The sequence below is a fragment of the Sulfitobacter mediterraneus genome (genome assembly GCF_016801775.1).
GTDB lineage: Bacteria > Pseudomonadota > Alphaproteobacteria > Rhodobacterales > Rhodobacteraceae > Sulfitobacter > Sulfitobacter mediterraneus_A.
On the sequence record NZ_CP069004.1, the window covers coordinates 1,763,607 to 1,788,110 of the forward strand.

Below are 24,504 nucleotides of genomic sequence, written 5' to 3' on the forward strand. Positions count from 1 at the left end.
GCATCAATCACAGATTGGGCTGCCAAATCCCGCAGCCCGTCGCGGCGATTGGAAGGATCACACGTGCCCAAAAAAGAACCGACCGACAAGATCCTGACCCGCGCCCGTAAGGCGGCCAACGCAGGTGATTATCCCGGCGCGGTCGCAGCATTTGCGCAGGTTCTGACACGGTTTCCATCGAACAAACGTGCCTTGCAGGGGATGGCGGCGTTGAAAACCACAGCCCTGCCACAGATGCGCACCGCCGCGCGAAAAGCGCAGGAAGAACGCCGGTGGTCCGACGCGGAAGCACAGCTGCGCGCCGCCTGTACTCTGGCCCCTGAAGAGATCGACCTCGGGCTTGCCCTTGCCTCGTGCTTGTTGGATCAACTCAACGCCCCTGCGGCCCTCGCCGCCGCGCAGGCCATTTTGGACAAATCCCCGGATAACCGGCATGCGTTGAACATCCAAGGCACAGCGCAACGGCTCTTGGGACAGGGCGCGGCAGCAAAAAAAAGCTTTACTGCCGCGCTTGGCGATCCTGCCACCGATGTTCAAAGCCTTAACAATCTGGGTATTTCGGCCCGTGCAGAGGGTGCCCGCACGGAGGCTGCCGAATACTATCGTCGCGCCATCGCGATTGATCCGGCCAATCCGGCGCTGCATCTCAATCTTTCGCAGGAAACCACCTATTCCGCCGACACACCGCACCTGCAACAGATGCGCGACCTGCTGGCCTCTAAGGACAGAAACAACCCGGCGCTGGCCCCGCTGCATTTTGCCCTGTTCAAGGCCTATGATGATCTGGGTGATACCAAGCAGGCCTTTGCCCATCTGGAACAGGCCAACCAACTGGCCAAAGCCAACCTGCAATACGACTTTCAAAAGGATGCGATCCCCTGCGCCCTCAGCAAAGTGTTGATGAAAGAACCGATGCAATCCGCAGAAGTTGCCACCCCACAGCGGCCCATCTTTATTACAGGTCTGCCGCGCACCGGCACCACTTTGGCAGAGCAGATCCTCGCCCGGTCAAACGGTACGCGCCCCTGTGGTGAGTTGACCGTGGTGCAACTGGCCGTGGTGCGCCTGATGCGTGACGTGATGGACCGCGCGAACAAATCCCTGACCCAGACCGACATTGACGACCTGGGCAATGAGCTGCGCAGCGGCCTGGCCGAATATGGCGATGGGGCGACAGTTCTGATCGACAAAATGCCGCTCAATTTCCGCTGGATCGGCTTTATCTGTGCTGCGTTGCCAGAGGCCCGTATTGTTCATATGTCCCGTGATCCGATGGCGGTGGCATGGTCGCTTTACCGGCAATCTTTTGACAGCGCGGGCAACGGGTTTGTCTATGATCCAAGTGATATCGCACGTTTCATGGCGCTGCACCGCGATCTGATGGCGCATTGGCGCAGCTGCTATCCGGACCGGATCTTCGATCTGGGCTACGAGGCTTTGGTCTCTGAACCGGAGAGCACAACCCGATCTCTGGCCGCCGCGACGGGACTGGACTGGTCAGAGGATTGGCTCACCCCCGAAAAGGGATCAAATCTGGTGCTGACAGCCAGCGCAAGGCAAATCCGCAAACCGATCTACCGGGACAGCAACCGGCAATGGACCCGTTATGAGGCGGAATTGGCCCCGATGCGGTCGGCGTTGGTGGCATCTGGATTGATCTAGCACCAAGTAAAACGTTTGGACCCCGTCACACGCGCCAATCACCGCACAATAATCGCCCTGAAATCATTGACGTTTGTGCCCGTCGGACCGGGCGAAAACAAATCATCGCTGGCCTCGAAAGCGCTAAAGGCATCATTGGCGTTCAAATCCCCTCTGGGGTCTCGGCCATGGCGGCGCATCCTTGCGCAACTGGACCCGTCCACAAAGGCACCGGCGTTGTCCTCCGATCCGTCGATGCCATCTGTGTCTGCGGCCAGCGCCGTGATCCCTGCCGTGCCTTCCAGATGCAGCGCCAGTGACAACAGAAACTCGGTGTTGCGCCCGCCGCGGCCCCTATGGCGCAGGGTCACTGTGGTTTCGCCACCCGACAGGATTACCACTGGTTTGGCAAAGGGGTGGTCGCGGTCTTTGACCTGACGGGCGATGGCGGCATGCATCTGCGCCACTTCCCGCGCCTCGCCTTCGATAGCATCGGACAGGATCGCGGCATCTAGCCCCCGCGCCTTGGCCACTGCCGCCGCAGCGTCAAGCGATTGACGGGCAGAAGCGATAACGCGCACTGAATGGTCCGCAAAAACCGGATCCTCAGGATGCGGCGCGTCGGCCTCTGCACTGGCGATGTGGGCACGGATATGCGCCGGCAAATCGATGTTGTAGTGATCAATCATCGCAAGGGCATCTTGGCGCGAAACCCTGTCCGGTACAGTTGGGCCAGATGCCACCTGTGCCGGATCATCACCTGGCACATCCGACACCACCAAAGTCACCACCCGTGCAGGATAGGCGGCGGCGGCCAACCTGCCCCCCTTGATCGCGCTCACATGTTTGCGGATCGCATTCATCGCCGATATGGGCGCACCCGAACGCAGCAAGGATTGGTTCAACTCCTGTTCGTCCTGCAACGACAGCCCTTCAGGTGGAGCCGGCAAAAGCGCCGACCCCCCGCCGCAGATCAGCGCAATCACCAGATCCTCTGGCTCCAGACCCGACACTGTCTCGAGCAGCGCCGACGCCGCCTCCACTCCTGCCTGATCCGGCACCGGATGCGCCGCTTCCATCACGGTGATTTGCTTGCAAGGCACCGCAAATCCGTAGCGTGTGGCAACAACACCCGTCAGCGGACCGGGCCATAAATGTTCAAGTGCATTGGCCAGTTGCGCCGCACCCTTGCCCGCCCCTACAACCACGGTTTTGCCTTGCGGCGGATCGGGCAAGGCATTTCGCAGCGCCGTCATCGGATCCGCCGCCGCAACTGCAGCGTCAAACAGTTCAACCAACAAAGCCCTGTCCACGACCGAAGGATCAGGCACCGGGGTTGTCATCCACGGTGCCTGCGACGAACTGGTCCAGATCAATGATTGCACCTGTCATCATGCAGGCATCCTTGGACGCCAGAAACGCAACCAGTGCCGCCGGGTCTTCGGGCATCAAAAGCCGCCCGAAAGGCTGGCTGGCCCCGACAGTTTCGCGCCAGTCATCAGGCAAACCATGAACCTTGGTCTGGGTCTCCTGCTCGCCGGGGGTCCATGTCCAGCCCAGATTGATCCCCAACACCCGTACCCTGTCCCGTTTGAGCGTGTTTGCCGCGCTTTTGGTCATCGCCACCAGCGCCGCCTTGGTCGCGGAATAGGTCATCAGGAAGGGCGGGCCGCCATAGGCCAGCATCGAGGTGACATTGATGATCACTCCGCCCTCTCGCATTTTCGGGGCAACCAGTTGCATCAAGAAAAATGGCGCACGCACGTTGATCGCAAAGAGCAGATCAAAGGCCTCGGGCGTGGTATCGGCCAAGCCGCCCCGTGCGGTGGACCCTGCGGTATTGGCCAGAATGTCCACCGGGCCAATCCCATCCAAGGCGGCCGGCAAATCCCGCATCAGCCCCTCTATATCAGCAAGATCCAGCGTCAACACATCTGCCTCAACGCCCCTGTCCTTGAGACGGGCCGCGAGACCCACCATCGCTGCGCCGTTGCGGTCAATCAGCAGCATGCGCGTGACACCTTCTCCTGCCAAACGCTCTGCGATCGCCTCTCCCACGCCTTGTGCGGCGCCCGTGATGATTGCTGTTTTCTGGGTCATGTCATGTCTCCTTTAACCGGCAAAGCGGGGTTCAGGCAGGCCGGTCACGCCCAATCCATCAATGCGAAATGTCGCGCCGCGCAGCGGGCCATCACCGGGGTGGCGGGGCAATGGCGGCTCTGCCATCGAGGTGACAAACAGGGTGTCAAGCTGCGGGCCGCCAAAGGTCAGGCTGGTGATCTTGCACACCGGCATTTCAATCACGCGATCCACACTGCCATCCGGCGCAAAACGGTGAATGCGGCCATCAAAGACACAGGCCGACCAGACATAACCTTCGCTGTCCACGGTTGCCCCGTCAGGAGCGCCGCCCCTGTCGTCTGGCAACACAGCAAAGGTCCGGCTGTTGCTGGGGGTGCCCGTTTCAGGGTCATAATCATAGGCCCGGATCTTGCCGGTGAAACTGTCGGCAAAATACAACGTGTGCCAATCGGGCGAAAAGCACGGACCGTTTGAACAGATGATATTATCCTCAAGCCGGTGCAGCGACATATCCGGGTCAAGCCGCCACAGCGTGCCGGTTGGATCGGTCTCGCCCATGTCCATAGATCCGCACAGGAACCGGCCTGCGCCATCGACCTTGCCATCGTTCAGCCGGTTGCCCGGACGCTCTGGCTCGGGATCGATGATATGGCGCAGCTCTCCGCTGTCGAAATCAAGCGCATGAAACCCGTCCTGCAGGGCCACAATCGCCCCGCCTGCCCGCCGCAACGCCATGGATCCGATGGGGGACGGGACCGTCCATGCCGACATCTCGCCGCCCTGTTCGGTACAGCGAAAAATCCGGCGGCCAAGGCTGTCGATAAACCAGAGCCTTTGGCGTTCAACATCCCATATCGGGCCTTCGCCCAACAGGGGTTTCACGTCACACAGAACCGATATCTTCATCAGAAATTCACTTCATTCGCGCCTTTGAGCCCAAGGATGGAACGGGCATCATCCGGTGTTGCAGGGGCCAGGCTGAGACCTGACAGAACGTCTTTGACCTTTTCGATCTGCTGGGCACTGCTGGTGGCCAGTTGCCCCGGTCCCGCCCAAAGGGAATCCTCAAGCCCAACCCGCACATGTCCGCCGGTCGCGGCAGCCGTGGCCGCGATGCGCAACTGGTTGGACCCTGCCCCGAGCACCGACCATTCATAATCATCCCCAAGCAATCTGTCCGCGGTGCGGCGCATCATCATCACATCCTCCGGGTGTCCGCCGATGCCCCCCAAAAGACCAAAAACCGATTGTACGAACAACGGGCCAGAAACCTTGCCGCGCCCTTTCATATGGGCCAGCGTGTAGATGTGACCGATGTCATAACACTCAAATTCAAACCTTGTGCCATTTGGCCCGCATGTGTCGAGGATATGTTCGATATCCTTGAAAGTGTTGCGGAACACCACATCGCGGGAATTTTCCAGATGGTCGTTTTCCCAATCACGTCCCAGATCCGGGAACCGCGACTGCATCGGGTAGAGCCCCATGTTCATCGAGCCCATGTTCAGCGATGACAGCTCTGGCGCGAAATGTGCGGACGGGCCAACACGTTCGTCCACTTTCATGAAGGGGCTGCCGCCGGTGGTGATGTTGATCACAGCGCCGGTTTCCTTGAGCGCGGGCAGAATGCGGCCAAAGGCCTCAACCGTTTGATCTGGCCGGCCGGTTTCGGGGTCGCGGGCATGGACGTGCAGAATGGCCGCCCCTGCCTCTACCGCGCGGCGGCCTTCGGCGATGATTTCATCTGGTGTGACCGGCAAATAGGGCGACATCCCAGGGGTATGGATGGCACCGGTCAAGGCGCAGGTCACGATCACGGTTCCGGTTTTTTGTCGAGCAGTCATAGTCTTAACTTTCTTTTTCTTCTCCGACGAACTTGGCCAGATTGGCCAGCCTGTCGTCGCGCCAATTGCTGCGCGTTTTTCTGTCATACCCCTGAAGCGCGTTGATCACGCTGTCAGACACCGGCCCGGACCAATCCGTACGGCCAGGACGATGTGCCCCGATCCGGTCATAGGCTGGTCCGTAACGGTCAATGAAATCCGCAACGCCGCCGGGGGCATTGAGATCAATCGTTTCAAATGGCCCCATGAACACCCAGCGCCGCGCCAACCCGTCCCGCATTGCGGCATCCACATCCTGCGGGCTGGCAAGGCCTTGTTCAACAAGGGCAAAGGCTTCGTCTAGGATCGCGCCCTGAAGCCGGTTCATGATGAAGCCCTCCACCTCGCGCAGCGTCCGGATCGGCGTTTGCCGGATCGCTTGCATCAACCGGGTTGTAGCCTCCATCGCCTCCGCTGACGTCGCAGGTCCGGGCACCAGTTCCACCGCGGGGATCAGATGCGGCGGGTTCAAGGGATGCGCCACCAGACAGCGGTGCGCACCTTCAAGTCCTTCAGAAAACTGCGACGGCATCAAGGCCGACGTTGAACTTGCGATAACCGCATCTTTGGGTGTGGCGCGATCCAGATCGGCAAAAATGCCGCGCTTGATCTCAACGTTTTCCGGTGTGTTCTCCTGAACATGGCAGACCCCGTCCACCGCATCTTCCATGGACGAAGCGCTCCGTATGCGGGCGCAGACCTCTGCCCCGCTTTGCCCCGACAACAGATCAAGTTCCTCGAGCGATCCGCAAGAACGAGCGATCTGGTCATGAGCGGCCTCCACCGCCCCTTTTTGGGTGTCAAACAACGCGGCATTGTACCCCGCGCGGGCAAATGTGATGGCCCAGGATTGGCCGATCAGACCTGCCCCGATAATGGCGATATTCCGGTTCATGTGTGCCGCACCCCGGTTTCAGGATCGAACAGCAACATACCGCCCGGATCGACCGTGATCTCAACCTCGGCGCCCAGTCGCAGCGGGCTGTCACCATCTGTGATTGCACGCACCTGCGCCCCGTCACGCCCGGCCGTCACGATCGCAAATGCGCCCAACCGTTCAATATCGGTCACAGGGGCTGAACATGGGCCATTGGCACCGGGGGTTAGGCGTACCGCCTCAGGGCGCAGCGCCATCAAACATTCGCCCTTGACCTTTTCGCCCGCCAGCCGGCCCAGTGCGAATTTCATCCCATCACTGTCACCAAAGGCAGGCAGCACCGAAATACGCGGCGCGCCGACCAATTCGGCAACAGCAAGCGTGGCCGGATCGCCGTAAACATCCTCTGGCCGGCCAACCTGTTCAAACCGCCCCTCGTTGAGGATGGCCAATTGATCGGCCACAGCCATCGCTTCATCGCAGTCGTGGGTGACGTAGATGAAAGTTTTGCCCAGCTCCGATTGCAGGCGTTTCAGCTCAAGCCGCATGTCGTCGCGCAGCCGCGCGTCCAAGGCGGCAATCGGTTCATCCATCAGATAGGCACCGGCATCGCGCACCAAGGCACGGCCAATCGCAACCCTTTGCCGTTCGCCACCCGACAGCGCCGCTGGTTTTTTCGAAAGGATGTGTCCGATGTTCAGAACGCCGGTAAGGGCATCGATGCGTTTGTCGATTTCCGATTGATCGGTGTTCCGGCGGCGCAGGGGAAAGGCGATGTTTTCATAGGCGGTCAGCTGCGGAAACAGCGCCAGGTTCTGAAACACCATGCCCAGATTGCGTTCGCTTGGCAGGGCGCGGGTGACATCGACACCGTCGATCAGGATCTGCCCCGCATCCACCGTCTCAAGCCCCAGCAAAAGCCGCAACAACACCGACTTGCCCGACCCCGGAGGCCCAAAGATCGAGGTGAACGACCCGTCCTTCAGGGTCAGGGATATATTGTCGAGGGCGGTCACACCGCCATAGGCTTTGGATACGCCCAATATCTGAATTTCAGCCATCTAGTCGTCCTCCCCCAGCCGCAACCGCAGCCCTGTATTCGGGTCAAAAAGGTGACATTTCCCGAGATCGAACGAGACATTGGCCGCCTCGCCGGGCCGCAAGGAAACGCTGCGGTCAAAGCTGCCGACAAAACGGGTTTGTCCGGTTGAAAAATGCACAAGTTTCCGGCGGCCAACCAATTCGACCAGGACCACCTGAGCGGCCAGGGTGCCCGCTCCCGGCTGGTCCGAAATGCGCAGATGCTCCGGCCGGAAACCGAAGGTCAGTGCAACCCCGCCGCTGGCCCGCGCCTGTTTGGTCAACCGGTCATCCAGCGCAACCGCATCCGCCTCCCGGCCGGCCAGATCCGCAAACATCGCGCCGCCCCGTTCTTCTATCCGCGCACGCACCAGATTCATCGAAGGCGCGCCGATGAAACCGGCAACAAAGGTGTTCTCAGGCCGCGAATAGATGTTCTCGGGCGTGTCGAACTGTTGCAAGGTGGCCTGATCCATAACCGCAATCCGGTCCGCCAGCCCCATCGCCTCGATCTGGTCATGGGTGACGTAGATCATTGTCTGGTTCAGACTGCGCTGCAATTGCCGAAGGTCGCTCCGCATCCGCTCGCGGAACGCTGCATCAAGATTGGACAGCGGCTCATCCAGCAAGAAGATCGACGGCTCGACAATCGCAGATCTACCAATCGCCAGTTTCTGCAGCTCATTCACCGACAGGGATGCAGACGGCGCATCAATGCGGTGGCTGAGCGCCATAAACTCGGCCATTTCCTCAACCCGTCGGTTGATCTCGGCCTGTTGCACCCCCTGTACCTCCAACCCGAAGGCCAAGTTCTTGCGCACCGACATATGCGTAAAGATGGCGTAGTTCTGGAACACAAACCCAACGCCGCGTTTTTGCATCGGCACATTGGTGACATCCGTTCCGTCAAACCGGATGGTGCCGCCACTGACATCCTCGATGCCTGCGATCATGTTCATCGTCGTGGATTTCCCGCAGCCCGACGGCCCGAGGATCGCAACAAACTCTGCATCGTTGATCGCAAGATTCATGTTTCGAACAGCGGTGAATTCACCGAACTTTTTTGAGGTGCCCTCAAGCGTTACACTTGCCATCAGCTTGCATCCTTTTTCTTGACGCGGGCCATCAGCACCGCAGTAAGCACCGACAGTGCAACAAGGACCGTGATCCCGATGGAGGCCACATAGGACCATTCGAGATCCTGAAAGGTGCGTTTGTAGAGAAACAGCGACAGGCTTTCAGTGGCGACGCCCGGCCCGCCACCTGTCATCACAAACAACATGTCAAAGATCTTGAAACACTCGATCACCCGCAGCCCGATTGCGATGGCGATGACGGTCTTGATGCGCGGCAGTGCGATGCGAAAGAACCGTTGCCGCCAGTTGGCACCAAGGATCGTTGCCGCCCGCATTTGATCTTCGGGCACGCTCATCAGTCCGGCAAAAAGGATCAAAAACATCAGCGGCGTCCACTGCCAGACATCCGCGATCACAACAGCGATGAATGCGCGGGTGGTGTCATTGAGCCAGTTGACATCCAACGCCCCTGGCCAAACCAGTGACAAAGCGGAATTCAGCGGGCCAGTTTGTTGAAAAATCAGGAAAAAGATGTATCCTGCCACCGCCGGCACAATCATCATCGGCATCAGGATCAGGCTATAAAGCACGGGTCGCCCGAACACGCCCTCATAAAACAGCGCGGCCAACATCAGGCCCAGCAGAAACTCAATCGGGACTGCCACCGCAACAAAGAGCAAGGTCCGCCCGACCGAGCCCCAAAGTCCGTCGTCCTGCATCAGATAGGTATAGTTGTCGAACCAGTTCCACGACATCCATGCCAGATACCAGGGATCACCATCCAGCGGCGTCCACCATGTCAGCGAGATAAAGATCTGCATGATCAGAGGGAACGCGACGATGAAAACCAGCAGCACCTGCGCGGGAATCAACAGCCGTACGGCAAGGGACCGGCGCGATTGTGCAAGCTTGTCCGCGGGCGGTTCCTCAACGGACAGAGGTGCAGAAGAAGTTGCATCAGTCATTGTTTCAGTGCTCCGAATGTCAGACCACGCACGAGGAACCTTTGGATCGAAATGCCAAGGATGATCGGCGGCACGGCGGCCAACAGGCCCAGCGCGGCCTTTGCGCCATAAAGTTGTCCGCTTGCCGCTGTGGCCAGCGCGTTCATGTAAACAGGGATCGTCGTCCAGTCCTTGCGGGTCAGCAGCAGCGCGATGAGGTAATCGGACCAGTTGAGGATAAAGATAAACAGGGCTGTCGAGGCCACCGCGGAGGCAACAATCGGCAATGTGATTTGCCGGAAAGCCTCAAACGGGGTGCAGCCCTCGACGATGGCCGCCTCTTCGATCTCGCGGGGCAATTCGTCGAAATAGGCTTTCATCAGCCAATAGGAAAACGGCAGCGTCACGATGCCATAGATCAGGGCCAGCCCCCACCATGTGTCGATCATCCCGAGGAACGACCACATGATCATCACCGGGATCATCACCGCCAGCGGCGGGAAGATCCGAAGTTGCAGCAGGGAAAGTCCGATGCTCTCATGCACACGCTCGCGGCTCACCGCATATGCCGCCGCCGTACCGCAGATCACTGCAATTAACGTGCCGGAGATTGCCGTCAAAAGGCTGGCATAAAGGGGCCGCCAGACGGTCCGGTCCAATCCGACCATTTGATCGGGGGAGTTGCCGGTGAACACATAGCGGAAATTGTTCAGCGTCGGGTCTTTGGGCAAAAAGGTCAGCCCGCCAGCGGCGGACGTCCATTCCGCAGCCGGCTTGAACGCCATGGATGCCATCCAGGAGATCGGCAAAAGCGCAAGCGCAGCAAAAAAGGCCACCGCAAGGGTGCGTAATAGTAGTCCAGTCATTGTGATCTCCGGTTGGGTCACGATCCCGCAGCGATCCTGTGCTGCGGGATCGCTGGGGTTAGCCTTTGTCGATGAGCGTTGGCCACGCTGCACGACTGGCTTGAATGGCAGGGATCATCTTTTCCTCGCCCTTCCGTTTGATCACCCGTTCCCATTTGCGCTGCGCATCGCGCATCGCATCCTCGGGTGATTTCTGCCCTGTTAATGCGGCCTGCAATTCCTCATCCAACGCGGAATCGAACGCCGTCTGCCCGGCAAAGTTGATGGTTGGTGCCGACCTCGCAATGGTCTCGCGGATCGTGTCCATCATATAGGGATGATAGGTGTCCTCCACGAATTGTTCCGAGAAGTTGGCCTTCTGGAACGGATCGAAGTAACCCGCCGGATTGCCTGTCATCCACGAATAGATCCGCGTCGAGCTGAGCCATTGCAGGAACAGATAGGCCGCTTCGGGGTTGGCACTGTTGGAACTCACGGTGCCGGTGATGTTGTAGTAGATCACCGAACGGCGCACCAAATCACCATCATGGTTCACACCGGGCGGGATATAGGCGCTCAACTGCCCTGCAGCGGGGCTTGCCGGAGTGCCATCCTCATTCATCCGGTCCACAAACTTGGTGACGTTGGTATAGGTCGTCAGATGCGGTGTTTGCCCGCTTCCGATCCCGGCATAGCCCTCGGCATAGGTCCAGGACAATGCATCAGGGTGCGCCCATTCGCGGGATTTGACGTATTCGGACGCCGCCTTGATCGCCTGATCGGTATCAAGGTTAGGCCGACCGTCCTCGTCGAACCAATACATGTTCGGCACCGCCTGCGCGGCAAGTCTGGCATAAAAGCGTGGCAAGCCCCAGAACGGCGCCATGTCGTTGCCATTGCCGTAGATCTTGCTGCCGCCAAGGCCGGTCCGGCCGGTAAAGAACGCGCTGATCTGATCGCTTTCTTCCCATGTGTTTGGCGGCGCGAGTACACGGCCATACTGATCCTGAAACGGCTGGGCATGGGCAGAATCTTCAAAGTAGCCCTTGTTGTAAACCCAGGTTTGAAAGTCACCATCCAGCGACGCACCATAATAATCGCCGCCATATTTATACAGCAATTCAGCGGTTTGCGCTGTGGGCGTTCCACGTTCCTCATCCGCCCAATCAGGCTGGTGGGTTGCGACGAAATCATTGAGGTTCATCGCGCCGCCGGCCTCGACCAGATCGCCAAGGCTGTTCCATGGATGGGTGTAGATATCAAAGGCACCCGATTGCGTGGTCACATCTTGCAAAACCCGCTTCCAGATGTCGCCTGCCGGTGCGCCGACGATCTCGATCTCCACGCCGGTTTCCGCTTCCCACACCTCTTTGACCGAGGGGCCGGACGGGAAAGGCTGTGTGATCTGGCCGATGGCACCATCGGTCAGGAGCATTGTGATCTTTGCAGGTGCCCGCCCTTCGGCAACCATCTTTTTCATCGCTTCGATGGCGCGGCCCTCTGAATGCGATTCATTGTACTGGAACCGCTCCGCACCAGGAAATCCTGTTGGACCGCCCGTCATTCCCGACGCAAGCGCCGATGCATGGGCTGGTCGCACGAACCGAGGGTTGATGCCAACAGCACCAAGCGCCGTCATCGCAGCGCCGCCTTTCAGCATTCCTCTCCGCGTAATGTTGGTCTTTGTCATAACTTCCTCCCTGAGACACGCTCTCCGCCCTTCTTGATCGGCCGCGTTTCATCTCGTTCCCTTAGGGAAGAGGAAACGTTTACATTAGTCAATCCTGAATCTCGCCGAAGTTTTGACCCTCAAATCTACATCATATAAACCTTTATTTATAAACGATAAATAACTATTAATTGAAAAATTTGGCGATTTTCGATCCGATTCCTCACGCAAAATTTCGAAATTTCTTGACAATGCACTTCGACTTTTCAAGGATCAAACTGGAAACGTTTACTTGAGCTATGTACGCCAGTTTGACATAGTCGAATCAACACAAAGGGAGAGACCACAATGGAAACCATCAAGGGACCGGGCCTGTTTTTGGGCCAGTTCGCCGGCGACGACGCGCCGTTCAACAGCCTCGACGCGATTTGCGGATGGGTCAAAGAATGCGGCTTTGAAGCCGTTCAATTGCCGATGTGGGACACCCGCTTTATCGATCTGAAAAAAGCCGCCGAATCAAAGACCTACGCCGATGAACTAAACGGTATCGCCAAGGAAAACGGCGTTGTGATCTGTGACACGGCAAGCCACATTCAAGGACAACTTTGCGCCGTTCACCCCGCCTATGACACATGGATGGATGGCCTCTGCCCCCCCGAAGTGCGCGGCAACCGCAATGCGCGGCAAGCCTGGGCGATTGAACAGCTCAAGGATTGCGCCCGCGCATCAAAGAATCTCGGACTGACCGAACATGCGACCTTCAGCGGCGCTTTGGCCTGGCCTTTCTGGTACCCGTTCCCGCAGCGGGATGAAGCCCTGATCAACGAAGCCTTTGACGAATTGGCCCGCATCTGGCTGCCGGTTCTGGACGTCTACGAAGAGAACGGCGTGGATCTGTGCTTTGAGCTGCATCCAACCGAAGATCTCTATGATGGTGTGACCTTTGAGATGTTCCTTGAGCGAGTGAACAACCACAACCGTTGCCACATCAACTACGACGCAAGCCATTTTGTGAAACAGGGCTTGGACTACGTGCAATTCATCGATTTCTACCATGAGCGGATCAAGATGTTCCACGTCAAGGACAGCGAATTCAACCCAACGGGCAAGCAAGGCTTCCTGTCCGGATACCAGCCATGGCTGAAACGCGCCGCGCGGGACCGCAGCCTGGGTGACGGGCAGACGGATTTTGGCGCGATTTTCTCCAAGCTGACGGAATATGATTTCAAGGGTTGGGCCGTCTACGAATGGGAAGACTGCATTGAACACCCCGAGGATGCCGCCCCCAAAGGGGCCCAGTTTATCCGCGATCAGATTCGCCGGGTCACAGACAAAACCTTTGACGATTTTGCCGGTGGCAAAGGCGATGTCTCAGGTGCCCGCGCGATCCTGGGCCTGGAGTAAGCGACATGGCAATCGAATCCTTTGGAACAGAACAAGCCGCAAGAAAATTGCGGCTTGGCATGGTCGGCGGTGGTCGCGGCGCGTTTATCGGCGCGGTGCATCGCATGGCCGCCCGTCTGGACGACAAATGGGACATTGTTGCAGGGGCGCTGTCGGCGGACCCGGACAATGCCAAGGCCTCCGGTGCGGATCTGGGGCTGGACCCGGATCGCGCCTACACAAGCTGGCAGGACATGGTCAAAGCCGAAAGCAACCGCGAGGACGGCATTGACGCGGTCTCCATCGTGACGCCGAACCACCTGCATTTTGAGGTCTCCAAAGCATTCCTCGAGGCAGGTATCAACGTCATCTGTGACAAACCCATGACCGTCACCTTTGCGGAATCCCAAGAACTGGTGCGCATCGCGGACGCCAGCGGCGTGCAGTTTGTGCTGACCCAGAACAACACCGGCTATCCCTTGGTGCGGCAGGCCCGCGCGATGGTGGCTGATGGCACATTGGGCGAGATTCAAGTCATTCGCACGTCGTATGTGCAGGATTGGCTGACCACGGCGCTGGACGCTGAAGGGCAGAAACAGGCTGCATGGCGGACCGATCCCAAGCTGGCGGGCGTCGGTGGGTCCATCGGTGATATTGGCGTGCATGCGTTTAATCTTGCGGCCTTCATCTCTGGGCTTGAGCTGGAAGAGGTCTGTGCCGATCTGCGCAGCTATGTTCCGGGTCGCCAGCTTGATGACAATGCCAACGTCCTGCTGCGCTACAAGGGTGGCGCGACCGGAACGCTTTGGACCAGTCAGGTTGCACCGGGGAATTACAACCGTCTGAGCATCGGCATCTATGGCACCAAGGGCGGGCTTGAATGGGTCGGCGAGGATAATGACAACCTCTATTACACCCCCTTCGGAGAGCCGACACGCACCATCACTCGCGGCGGTCCCGGCGCAATGGATGTGGCCAACGCAGGCACCCGAATGCCGCCACGCCATCCTGAGGGCTATATCGAAGGCTTCGGGAACATCTACTCCAACGCCGCCGAGATTATCTGGGCTGCAAAGGAAGGGCGTGACCCGGACCCGTTTGCCACTGACTTACCAACCGTGCGCGACGGCGCCACGGGCCTCGCGTTCATCGAGGCATGTGTGCAATCATCCAATGCAGGCGCGGTCTGGCAGAAGGTGGCAAAGGCAGGCTGAGCCGCCTCATGCCACCCCGCAGACCTCAACCGCAACAAAGGAGCGCAGCTTGACCCCGACCGAAATTTTTCGCCGCACGGCAATGGGACGGGGTCTCGCTGACATCCGGCAGGTCACTATCACAGATGGCCCCGGTGCCAGCGGCCGACTGATCGAGGTGCGCACGCCAAGCGGGCTTTGCGCCGATATCGCGCTGGATCGGGGGGGCGATCTGCTGCGCCTATCTTACAAGGGGGCCGAAATCGGCTGGCATTCCAACACCCTCGCCCCCTGCCCTTGGCCAGACAGCGAAGCCGAACATGGCCTTGGGTTTCTGCGCGGCTTTGATGGCTTTATGGTGACATGCGGGCTCGATCATCACGGAGTGCCGACAGAAACCCCTGCGGACGATTTTTTGTATCCGCTCAGAGACAACAACGTGCATCCGTTACACGGACGCATTGCCGCGCAAAAGGCGGAGGTTCTCGAAAAGCAGATCGATTGGGACAACGGCGTAATCTGCATCAAACTACGCATCCAACAGGCCAGTGTTTTTGGCGAAAACCTCGAACTGCTGCGCACCTACCGGTTTTCCCTTTCCGCCGCCGAGATCACTATTGCGGACCATGTCACCAATCGCGGGTTTCGCCCGGTCCGGCACGGCATCCTCTATCACTTCAACGCGGGCTATCCGTTCCTGAATGCACAAAGCAGCCTGACCGGCGATTGCTGGCCTCTGCGCGATCAGCTTGATGCAAGTGGCGCTGAGCCATCGGAGGATCATGTCGAAGTCGTGCAAGCCTGCGCCGCACCTCAGGACGGCCATATCGGCCTGACCAACGGCGCGGGTTGCACGTTGTCTATCCAATTTGATCCCGACACCCTGCCCGTGACTGCGCTTTGGCAGGCATTTCAATCCGGCACCTTCGCCCTCGGCCTGGAGCCACAGACCGATTTGAACGACAAGAAACAATCACATCTGGTTGCCGGAGCGCAGAGAGACTACTATCTGACCGTGTCTGTAAGCGGGCCATGAAATTTGCGGCCCGTGCCTGCCTTTATGTGAGAGTTATACCTTTATGAAATCCAAGGCCCCCAAGGTGTCAATCAAGGACGTCGCGCAGGCCGCAGGGGTTTCCATTGCAAGTGTCAGCCGGGCCATGAACGAGGGAACCGGCAATGTCTCGGAGGCGACGCGCCAAAAGGTCGAAAAAGCCATTGCAGAGCTGAACTATCGCCCCAACTGGATCGGCAAGGCGCTGCGCGGACATTCCAACAACACCTTTGCCATGATCATTTCCAGCATCCAGAACAACTTCTTTTCTGCCGTGGCCTGGGAAATCGAGCGCCGCCTGAACGATGAAGGTGCGGCAATGCTGTTGTTCAACTCGAACGAAAACGTCCAACTGCAAGATCGCTGCCTCGAAGAGATCCGTTCGCGGCAGGTGGCTGGTGTCTTTATGCTTTGCGCGGTCGATAGTCCAAATCTCAAGGAACTGGCCGAACATACACCGGTGATCCTGATCAACCGGCAAATTGACGATTTGCCCGACCTGCCGTTTATCGGCATTGACGACCGGTCCGCAGCCAGCGAATTGGCCAAGGCAATCATGCGTGAAAACGATGGCCCGATTGCCCTCATTCACGGCCCCCAGACATCCAATACCAGCCGCGCCCGTCTGGACGGGTTCCGCAGTGAGTTCGAACGAGAAGGCCGCGCCATTCTGCCCGAGAACATGATCGAGGCCGAACTGTCGATGGAAAGCGGTTATGCCTGCGCCGTTCACCTCATGAACACCGCCAAGACCCCCTACTCCGCCATCGTCTGCGGCAACGACCAAATCGCCTATGGCGCCTACCGGCGGTGCCGCGAATTGGGCCTGAACGTGCCGCAGGATACGGCGATCTACGGCTTTGATGACAACCCCCTGAACCACTGGCTTGCCCCATGGTTGAACACGGTGAGTGTGCCCCATGTCCGCTACGCCGAGGAGGCAGTCGAACGGATGAAGCGTTTGGTCAACGGGCAAACCGTTGAGAATGCGATCCTGCCTTACGACATTATCCTACGACGCTGATTTCGGCGAGCGACGGGCATTCAGGCCTGTTGCAAAACGCGCAGGTTCTGCCCTCTTACCGCATAAAGCAATAACGCGCTCATCCCTCCTATAAACAGCTCCAACCCTAGAATCTGCAACATCGCCGCGTTTGGAATGCCGTCCGCCACCACACTCACAATCCGAGACAGCCCAAACGACAGATACACGGCTGTGGAAAGGATCAACGCCACCACCGTAAGTCGCGACCGGAATGCGCCAACCAGAATAACGGCACCAGCCAAAAGGATCATCGCGCCCGGCGATCTGAGTTCATTGAGCAGATTCACGTCGTCGCCCACACTGATCCCCGCCGAAGCGTGAAACGCATGCGGCAAAAACAGAACGCCAATTCCCACCCCCACAGCGATCAACCCGGAGAAGGCCAGCAAGATCTTGGTCATCATTGAGGTATTCATGTCATCTTCCTTGTTTCAATTGATGATCCAAAGGTAACGCCGAGATCCGCATGAACAATGATAGTATGTCCAAGTTTTATATCTGTTCGTCCTGAATAACTGGACGTGAGACCATCTATTCGATATCAAACCAACCCATGTCTCCTGCCGATACACATATCCCTGACCCCGCTGCCGTGGCCCAGCCGATTGGCGATCCCTTGGGCGAAGTGCTTCATCTTCTCAAGTTATCCGGCACATTCTACTGCCAGACGGACTTGTCCGCCCCTTGGGGGTTTAATGTGCCAAAAGTGGACGGTGTTCTGGCCTTCATAGTTGTCACAGAAGGCCAGTGTTGGTTGGAGATCGGGGACAGAAAACCACTGTTGATCGGCCAGGGTAATCTGGTCCTTCTGACCTCAGGCGCCCCGCACATCTTGCGCAGCGGTCCAGATGCCAAAACCGAAGATCTTGCCAGTCTCCCCGTACGCAAGATCACCGATGCCTATGAGACCTTGCATTATGGCGGCGGCGGCGACGTGACCCGCGCCATGTATGGAATTGTCCGGTTTGACCATGCGGCAGGCCAACGGCTGATGGCCATGTTGCCAGATGTTCTCAAAATTGACACTTGGCAAGGATACGCAGGCACATGGCTGCAAAGCACACTGCAGTTCATTTCAAACGAAGCACGGCAGTTGCGCCCCGGCGGCGAAACAGTGATCACCCGGCTGGCCGATGTGGTGGTTATCGAAGCGATCAGAAACTGGATCAACACCGCGCCGGAGGCCAACACCGGCTGGTTGCAAGCCCTGCGCGACGCCCAGATCGGCCAGGCCATCATGGCCATGCATCGCACCCCTGCTGAGGGATGGACGGTCGAAACCTTGGCCAAGACCGCCGGCATGTCCCGCTCTGCCTTTTCCGCGCGTTTCACGGCCCTCGTAGGGCAGTCAGCCATGCAATACCTCACAGTTTGGCGCATGCAACTGGCGCGTCAGAAGCTGTTGGAAACGGGGCTGCCTCTGGCCACAATCGCCGACAGCCTGGGCTACACGTCAGAACCCGCGTTCAGCCGCGCGTTCAAACGGGTTTTTGGCGTATCCCCGGGCCAAATTCGACACAAAAAGGAAGCCAGTCCCGCACAGTAAAGAGCATATGAAGATCAGGACCGGCCTTTTTTCAGGGCAGCAAGCCGATTACCTCGATGATTTGCAAGCAGGGCTTTATAGCCAGCCTCACAAACCAATTGCCGCAGCAGCCAGTGAACTGCAAATGGAGGAATCTCATTTAAGTGGTGCCGGGGGCGGGGTTTAAAAAGAATAGCAAGTATCAGATTTTAAACAGAAATATATACGTATAAAACTCCTTGTACCCCATTCGGTACCCCCAACTCCGCATTTGCCTCTGGTGCGAGTACGAAAACTTGTTTTGAAACCTGGTCACGTTCCCTCGTGTGAACGAATATCAAATATTTGTAGCAGACAGGCGCTCCAACCGACGGCAATCGACCAATGTCCTTGCCATTCAACGTGACGTCGATGATGTGTAGACCGCCGCGGAAGGCGGCTGGGGTTCTTCTCGGCAAGATGGGCTGTCGGCCCAAAGAAGTCATCTAGGCTCCCTGTAGCGAACGTCTGCAACGAGCCCAAAGTTCAAATAGCTGCGTTGTGCACGAATGGCGGCTTTCCTCAGGAACTGATTTTCGCCTGTTGACTACTTTGAGGGCGAGAAGCCTTGTGTGAGCCTTTGCCCATTCAAAGTGTGGGTGCAGCATGAGCAGAATGGCTTCATGGAATTGGCAGTCAGATCGGGGTCAACCAAAGCTAAGCGATTGTCGTCATCCACATAAAGACCGCTAAAGTAGGAACTTTCTCCAGTCCGAACGAAAGGCCGACCTTCTTCTTTGGTTTCTGACACCAACCAAGAAATTGGTTCGTCGTTGTCCAGCCTGCTCACGGCCTCGCTATGAACCTCATCCCAGTTCTGGCCGACCTTGGACAATAAGAACTTAAACAACGGTGTATAGTCTAAGCCATGCCGATGTTTCTTGTGCATTGTTCCAAGCATCGATTGGTCGCGGTCAGCCTTTTTTGTGCCGCGTTCCCATTTCGCTTTTCCTCCATCACCATGGCGCACACCATAGGTTCGAGTGTTAACTTTTCGATAAAGTGGTTTCTTTTCGTGTCCCATAGAAGAGAAGGCTTTCTTTGTTGTCGTTGCCCACTTTAATGCACGATTAGATATCTCCTGAGTGTCCTTGACTAGAACAATGCATATCAAAGCGGTCATTCTTTTTCTACTGGTAGAAGTCGGCTTTGTCCCGCACAGCCGCCATTCGGCCTTCTTTGTGTCGTGCCCCACCCTACAAGTTGGCAATGCCGACCGAAACTGTCACATGTCGGGTATGAGCCCGAAGTGGACCAGATTGAAAGTCCTCATAATATCTGCTTTCTTCATAGTGGATCGAAGGGATCAGACATGTTTGAACGTTTACTCCGGAAAAGGAGTTTCAAGTATAAATGCAATGAATGTGGAAAACATCATGAGGGATCGCCATCCTTCTCCGTGAAGTACCCCCCATATTACTTTGATGTTCCAGAAACAGAGAGAAGTAATCGGATTCAATATTGCGATGACCTTTGCAAGATAGTCCCAAGCGATAATGACACGAGTGAAGACCCGATTTATTGCATCAGGGTCATTCTGGAAATCCCGATTATAGGGGCATCCGAGCCTTTTACATGGGGTGTGTGGATAACCCAGTCGGAAGAGAATTTCGAAAAATACACAGAAACCTTTGAAACTGATCAGTCGGATGAACAGAGCTTCGGATGGCTGCCTGTGAACTTGCCATTTTACAATAACACTCAGATTGGCGAACCACTTACCCATCTTGAGGGTGAAGTTTATTGGGGCTCAAAAGGCCAGAGACCAAAAGTAATCTTGTGGAAAAATGCACATCAGCTTGCAGTTGATCAAAGGAAGGGTATCAGTTGGAAACAAGCAACCAAAATTGCAAATCAAGCGAACGGCGGTAGAGAGCCCAGAGCAGAAGTCTTCAAATAATGCTGCGAGCGCGCGTAGCACGAGAATCGCCGTATCTGCTCGATTCGTGACACTGCGCGACGGCGGAGATACCTGCCATTCAGTCGTCGCGCAGCAAAAATTTTGGCGGCAAGGATCAAGTCGCGGACTTTACAGGCATTCGCCGTGCCAGGGACAAAGCCTGTTTCAATAGTCAATACTCATCAGACGGGTTGGATCTGGTGCGCACCTATTACTGCCAGTTCAGCGTCCCGCCCGTGCAGTGTCGCGTAGGATTTGGATCCGGTTCTATGAGTCGGCACATTTTCTTTGGGCTTTACGAAGACGTTTTCCGATTGGCCGCTACACATCGAGGCGTTTTTCAACAAGTTCAATCGTAGTACGGTAATGCGCCGACAGCCGATCAATGGCTGCGCCTTGGTCACCTCCGATCACGGCCTCCAGAAGCGCGCTGTGCTCTGTTTCTCGCAGGCGGCCATCGGGTGTAGACGTGACCGCGAGGAACCGCGCGCGGGCGGCTTGGTACATCAGGTCATCGCAGAAGTTAAGTAGGCGTGGAGAGCCGCATGGCTCAATCAACTTGAGATGAAAGCTGCGATGCGCCGCTTCCCATTCAAGATCGGGGAGTCCTTGAGCGTCAGCATAATGTGTTTCGGACAACACGTGAAACGCCACCTTGCAATCACGCCGCCAGCTTTCATCGCCGCGTTCCATGGCGCGGCGCAGCGCAATCGTTTCGAGAGCTATGCGGGTGTCGGCCAGATCTCGCAGGTCTTCGACCGTCATCAAGGGTGCAGCAAAGCCTTTCTGGTCGCGCTGTACGATCAGACGCTCCGCAGTCAGCCGGTTCAGCGCCTCCCGCACCGGATTGTTCGAGGTCTCGTAACGGTTGGCCAGGGCGGACACATTTAGCCGTGCGCCGGGTTTAAGCGCGCCGGTCATCAGATCAACCTTCATGCGGCGATAGACTGCGGTTGCGGTCGTTTCGCGCACGCCGGGTGAATTGAACGGGTCGCCAAGAACAGGAAACGCGGTCATGCCAAGGCCTCCAGCAGTTTTTGGGGGGTCAGCGGCATTGCAGTCAAGCGAACCCCGAGCGCGTTGCGAATGGCATTCCCAACAGCACCCGCAACAGGGCCCATCGTGCATTCACCTACCCCAAGGGCCGGGTTGTTTTCGGCATCCATGATCTTGACCTCCAGCTTGCTTGGTAGCTCGTCCCAGTTGATGATGGAATAGGTATCCCAGCCCCGTGCCGACAATCCATCAGGTCGCAGTACCGTCTCTTCTTTCAAAGTCCAGGACAAAGCCTGAATGATACCTCCCTCAATCTGGTTGCGTACCCCGTCGGGATCAACAGGCAAACCGCAATCAACCGCGCAATGGACGTTCGTAACATGAAGGGCCGCGTCAGCTTCCAGCCGAAGCGCCACGGCGAAATAGGCTGCCTTGTTTTTGTAGCGGCCCAGTCCGATGCCCCAACCGATACCGTCGCCCCCGCTGCTGCGATCGTCCCAACTTGCCATATCTGCTGCGCAGCGCAGGACCGCGCGCGCACGTGGGTCTTCCAAGTGCGCAAGGCGGAAAGCAACCGGATCAGCCCCCACCGATAGCGCACATTCATCCATCAGGCTTTCGATGGCAAAGACATTGGCATGCGCCCCCAGCGACCGCAGCGCGGAGGTCCGCACCGGTTGCGCCTTGATCATATCATACGTGACCTGGATATTCGGCACCGCATAAAGCGGAATCGCATTCCGGTCTCCCCCGCCGCCAAAAGGCACTTGGCCGGGATCCTCAATGTCTGAGGCCGCATGTGGATCGCCTAGTCGCCATGCCGACAGCAGATTGATGCCGTCGCCCCAGCCGGGCCGTGTGAGATGCGTGAGCGAGCGCACCTTATGCGTCCAGCCCGTGATGCGCCCCTGCGCAAGGCTGGCGCCGACATCGACCATCATGCCTGAGCCGAGCGGCGCAGACGTCATTTCCTGCGTGCGCGTCCATGACACGCGCACTGGTGCGCCGACAGCACGGGCACAAAGCGCCGCATCAAGGGCCACATCATCGGCCCCGTTGTGGCCATAACATCCCGCCCCCGGAACATGGATCAGGCGCAGGTCTTCGGATGCAATGCCCAACGTACGGGCAATTTCATCACGGGTCGGATAGACCCCTTGCGACTGCGTCCAGACGGTCATGCCTTTGTCATCGGGCCGGGCCACCGCTGTCGAAAGTCCGACAGAGGCATGAGCCAGAAAAGGCCGGGTGACGCAGAGTTCAACATCAACGGAGGTGACCGCGTCACCCCTTGTTAGGATGCGCCGCCGCTCTGCCGGCAGATCCTTGAGCAGCGCGGGCAGGTCCGCGCCTTCGGGCAGATCCGGCGTGTCCCAGCTGACATGCGCGCTGGCCGCCTGGGCCGCGCGGATTGCGTCATGCTCTGTCTCGGCGACCAAGGCGACAAAGGACTCATCCCGCACGACATGACGGACGCATGGAAGGGCCGCCAAAGCCGTCTCATCGCACTGCAACAGCACACCAGCCGTGCAGGGCGGATGCAGGACACGCGCGTGAAGCATCCCGGGCAATGTGAAGTCCTGCAGGAAGGCACCTGGCTTGCCGGTCAATCTATCCCGCAAATCATGGGGTACCGTTTTCTCGGGCAGAACGCTGTAATCGGATCGGGGCTTGGGGGACAGCGCCGGATCGACCGGCACGTCAAGATCAAGACTGGGTGCGACGGCATCGTAAAGGGCCGCCATGTCGGCAGTCCCACGCCCGCAATCGGCGACGCCAGCGTCCTCCGGATGGACATTTTGCAGCCGGGCACCCTCGGCCAGCGCCAGTGCACGCGCATGTGTGCATGCCTGGCGCACCGCAAGCCCACCAACCTCGACAGAAATCGATGCTGACGACCACAGTTCGTTGGGCGTTTCCGCCGTGCGGCCTTGCACCAGGTCGATGATCTCCATCGGCACTTCCAGTTCTTCGGCCGCGATGCGCATCAGCGCGTGGCCGATGCCCTGCCCGATCTCGACCTTTCCTGAACGGATCTGCACGCGACCGCTTTCAAAACCCACCCAATGCGAAATGAGCGGTGCGGCCTTGAGGCTTGTGGACGGCGCGGTCATAAAACCGTCCGCGCCGCACGCAGGATGCGCATATGCGCCCCGCAACGACAGATGTGGCGCTCGTCAAGCGTCTGAAGCAGATCGCCGCCTTTCCCCTGATCCCGCAAGGCCGTCACCGTCATCAAAATGCCGGGGATGCAAAAGCCGCATTGCGCCGCGTTCTCCTCCATGAAAGCTGCGATGACAGGATCATCTGCACGCAACCCTTCAACGGTACGCACCTCCGCCCCTTCCAGGTCCCACAGCGGTGTCTGGCAGGATTGCACGGCTTGCCCGTTCACGATCACCGTACACGCTCCGCAATTCCCCTCACCGCATCCCAGCTTGGCCGCGAAGAGATCCAACTCACCGCGCAGCAGATGCAAGAGCGGGCCGTCAAAGGTGGTTTCGACCGCCATACCGTTGACCGTCAGTGCCGTCATGTCAGCGCGCCATCCGACAGGCCGGACCGCTCCATGCTGCGCAGATACCAGTTCCAGGTGCCATCCGCGAACATATCCGAAGCGAGAAACTTTTTGCAGTCGTCGATCTCTTCCTGCGGCATGAGGTCGATCTTGCCTGCGGCCATCGCCATTAACTGAACCTCCATAACACGGTCCAGTTCTGCGGCAGCAACAACGGCATCGCGCACACTGCGGCCCGTGACAAGAACGCCGTGGTGTTTGAGGATAAGTGCCTTGCCGCTGCCAAGCGCGTCGACCATTGATCCTCCCTGATTGTGAATCTCGGGTGCATCGAAATCCTCGACAATTGCAATCTCGTCATGCCAACGGCCCGAGTTGCGATCATAGGGCTGCACATTGGCGCCAATAGCCCCCATCGCAATGGATGCTTTGGAATGATGATGCAGGATGCAGGTCACATCGGGCCGCGCCTTGTAGACATCCCCGTGGCACAGGATCGACGGGTTGATCCGTTTGCCTTCAATCAAAGGTTTTGTGTCCATCGTGCATTCGGCCAGATCTGACACTGTGACTTCCTCGACAGATTGGCCGATCTGATACGTCCAGTACGTGTCCGATCCAGGCAACCGCGCCGTCAGATGCGCAAGCAGGCCAAGGCCCAAACCGTTGAAGGCCATGGCACGATATCCCAGGGCGAGTTCGTTTTTCAGCTCTTGGGTGGCGTCACGTTGATTGTCAGGCATTTTGAAATCCT

Annotated in this window: 23 protein-coding genes; 7 read left to right on the forward strand and 16 right to left on the reverse strand. The window is 58.0% G+C overall.

What is annotated here, in order from left to right:
* Positions 1-63: 63 nt before the first annotated feature.
* Positions 64-1,662 carry a tetratricopeptide repeat-containing sulfotransferase family protein gene (locus JNX03_RS08565; RefSeq protein ID WP_203211957.1) on the forward strand — a complete coding sequence of 533 codons (1,599 nt, stop codon included), beginning with the start codon at positions 64-66 and terminating at the stop codon, positions 1,660-1,662.
* 38 nt (positions 1,663-1,700) lie between these two features.
* On the opposite strand, the gene JNX03_RS08570 is transcribed toward JNX03_RS08565, so the two are convergent.
* Genes JNX03_RS08570 through JNX03_RS08615 form a run of 10 tightly spaced genes read right to left on the reverse strand, consistent with a single transcriptional unit; the run spans position 1,701 to position 12,118 of the window.
* Positions 1,701-2,984: a glycerate kinase type-2 family protein gene (locus JNX03_RS08570; RefSeq protein WP_203211958.1), complete on the reverse strand. Its 1,284-nt coding sequence runs from the start codon at positions 2,982-2,984 to the stop codon at positions 1,701-1,703.
* Positions 2,965-3,741, reverse strand: coding sequence for an oxidoreductase (locus JNX03_RS08575; RefSeq protein ID WP_203211959.1), 777 nt, complete (start codon positions 3,739-3,741; stop codon positions 2,965-2,967). The genes JNX03_RS08570 and JNX03_RS08575 overlap by 20 nt, the downstream gene beginning before the upstream one ends.
* Before the next feature lie 12 nt (positions 3,742-3,753).
* A complete protein-coding gene (locus tag JNX03_RS08580) occupies positions 3,754-4,629 on the reverse strand; it encodes an SMP-30/gluconolactonase/LRE family protein (RefSeq protein ID WP_203211960.1) in 876 nt (291 codons plus the stop codon).
* A complete protein-coding gene (locus JNX03_RS08585) occupies positions 4,629-5,567 on the reverse strand; it encodes a 3-keto-5-aminohexanoate cleavage protein (protein WP_203211961.1) in 939 nt (312 codons plus the stop codon). The genes JNX03_RS08580 and JNX03_RS08585 overlap by 1 nt, the downstream gene beginning before the upstream one ends.
* 4 nt (positions 5,568-5,571) lie before the next feature.
* The gene (locus tag JNX03_RS08590) at positions 5,572-6,501 is read right to left on the reverse strand and encodes a 3-hydroxyacyl-CoA dehydrogenase (RefSeq protein WP_203211962.1); all 930 of its coding nucleotides are present in this window, start codon (positions 6,499-6,501) and stop codon (positions 5,572-5,574) included.
* A complete protein-coding gene (locus JNX03_RS08595) occupies positions 6,498-7,544 on the reverse strand; it encodes an ABC transporter ATP-binding protein (protein ID WP_203211963.1) in 1,047 nt (348 codons plus the stop codon). The genes JNX03_RS08590 and JNX03_RS08595 overlap by 4 nt, the downstream gene beginning before the upstream one ends.
* The gene (locus JNX03_RS08600) at positions 7,545-8,657 is read right to left on the reverse strand and encodes an ABC transporter ATP-binding protein (protein WP_203211964.1); all 1,113 of its coding nucleotides are present in this window, start codon (positions 8,655-8,657) and stop codon (positions 7,545-7,547) included.
* Positions 8,657-9,604 (reverse strand): carbohydrate ABC transporter permease, encoded by a 948-nt coding sequence (locus tag JNX03_RS08605; RefSeq protein ID WP_203211965.1) that lies wholly within the window; start codon positions 9,602-9,604, stop codon positions 8,657-8,659. Before JNX03_RS08605 ends, JNX03_RS08600 begins: the two co-directional genes overlap by 1 nt.
* A complete protein-coding gene (locus tag JNX03_RS08610; RefSeq protein WP_037908891.1) occupies positions 9,601-10,449 on the reverse strand; it encodes a carbohydrate ABC transporter permease in 849 nt (282 codons plus the stop codon). Before JNX03_RS08610 ends, JNX03_RS08605 begins: the two co-directional genes overlap by 4 nt.
* 58 nt (positions 10,450-10,507) lie before the next feature.
* A complete protein-coding gene (locus tag JNX03_RS08615; protein ID WP_203211966.1) occupies positions 10,508-12,118 on the reverse strand; it encodes an ABC transporter substrate-binding protein in 1,611 nt (536 codons plus the stop codon).
* A 327-nt stretch (positions 12,119-12,445) separates the two neighbouring features.
* Here JNX03_RS08615 and JNX03_RS08620 point away from each other — a divergent pair, with 327 nt between their 5' ends.
* The 4 genes from JNX03_RS08620 to JNX03_RS08635 all read left to right on the forward strand — a co-directional run bounded on the left by JNX03_RS08620 (position 12,446) and on the right by JNX03_RS08635 (position 16,751).
* Complete coding sequence (locus JNX03_RS08620; RefSeq protein WP_203211967.1) at positions 12,446-13,501, forward strand: sugar phosphate isomerase/epimerase family protein; 1,056 nt, start codon at positions 12,446-12,448, stop codon at positions 13,499-13,501.
* Positions 13,502-13,506: 5 nt separating this feature from the next.
* Positions 13,507-14,694 carry a Gfo/Idh/MocA family protein gene (locus tag JNX03_RS08625; RefSeq protein WP_203211968.1) on the forward strand — a complete coding sequence of 396 codons (1,188 nt, stop codon included), beginning with the start codon at positions 13,507-13,509 and terminating at the stop codon, positions 14,692-14,694.
* A 49-nt stretch (positions 14,695-14,743) separates the two neighbouring features.
* A complete protein-coding gene (locus tag JNX03_RS08630) occupies positions 14,744-15,709 on the forward strand; it encodes a DUF4432 family protein (protein ID WP_203211969.1) in 966 nt (321 codons plus the stop codon).
* 64 nt (positions 15,710-15,773) lie between these two features.
* Entirely contained in the window at positions 15,774-16,751 is a 978-nt protein-coding gene (locus JNX03_RS08635; protein ID WP_231024274.1) for a LacI family DNA-binding transcriptional regulator, read from the forward strand.
* A gap of 20 nt (positions 16,752-16,771) precedes the next feature.
* Here JNX03_RS08635 and JNX03_RS08640 read toward each other — a convergent pair whose 3' ends face one another.
* Positions 16,772-17,188 (reverse strand): DUF4345 domain-containing protein, encoded by a 417-nt coding sequence (locus JNX03_RS08640; RefSeq protein ID WP_203211971.1) that lies wholly within the window; start codon positions 17,186-17,188, stop codon positions 16,772-16,774.
* Positions 17,189-17,325: 137 nt separating this feature from the next.
* On the opposite strand from JNX03_RS08640, the gene JNX03_RS08645 reads away from it, so the two are divergent.
* Positions 17,326-18,318 (forward strand): AraC family transcriptional regulator, encoded by a 993-nt coding sequence (locus JNX03_RS08645; RefSeq protein WP_203211972.1) that lies wholly within the window; start codon positions 17,326-17,328, stop codon positions 18,316-18,318.
* Positions 18,319-18,883: 565 nt separating this feature from the next.
* Here the strand turns inward: JNX03_RS08645 and JNX03_RS08650 are convergent.
* Positions 18,884-19,459 (reverse strand): hypothetical protein, encoded by a 576-nt coding sequence (locus JNX03_RS08650; RefSeq protein WP_203211973.1) that lies wholly within the window; start codon positions 19,457-19,459, stop codon positions 18,884-18,886.
* A gap of 189 nt (positions 19,460-19,648) precedes the next feature.
* Here JNX03_RS08650 and JNX03_RS08655 point away from each other — a divergent pair, with 189 nt between their 5' ends.
* Positions 19,649-20,236: a DUF2199 domain-containing protein gene (locus JNX03_RS08655; RefSeq protein ID WP_203211974.1), complete on the forward strand. Its 588-nt coding sequence runs from the start codon at positions 19,649-19,651 to the stop codon at positions 20,234-20,236.
* 321 nt (positions 20,237-20,557) lie between these two features.
* On the opposite strand, the gene JNX03_RS08660 is transcribed toward JNX03_RS08655, so the two are convergent.
* The 4 genes from JNX03_RS08660 to JNX03_RS08675 are packed head-to-tail and all read right to left on the reverse strand — an operon-like array spanning position 20,558 to position 24,493.
* Entirely contained in the window at positions 20,558-21,253 is a 696-nt protein-coding gene (locus tag JNX03_RS08660) for a GntR family transcriptional regulator (RefSeq protein WP_203211975.1), read from the reverse strand.
* Entirely contained in the window at positions 21,250-23,346 is a 2,097-nt protein-coding gene (locus JNX03_RS08665) for a xanthine dehydrogenase family protein molybdopterin-binding subunit (RefSeq protein WP_203211976.1), read from the reverse strand. Before JNX03_RS08665 ends, JNX03_RS08660 begins: the two co-directional genes overlap by 4 nt.
* Positions 23,343-23,768: a (2Fe-2S)-binding protein gene (locus JNX03_RS08670; RefSeq protein ID WP_203211977.1), complete on the reverse strand. Its 426-nt coding sequence runs from the start codon at positions 23,766-23,768 to the stop codon at positions 23,343-23,345. The genes JNX03_RS08665 and JNX03_RS08670 overlap by 4 nt, the downstream gene beginning before the upstream one ends.
* Entirely contained in the window at positions 23,765-24,493 is a 729-nt protein-coding gene (locus JNX03_RS08675) for a class II aldolase/adducin family protein (RefSeq protein WP_203211978.1), read from the reverse strand. Before JNX03_RS08675 ends, JNX03_RS08670 begins: the two co-directional genes overlap by 4 nt.
* Positions 24,494-24,504: the final 11 nt, after the last annotated feature.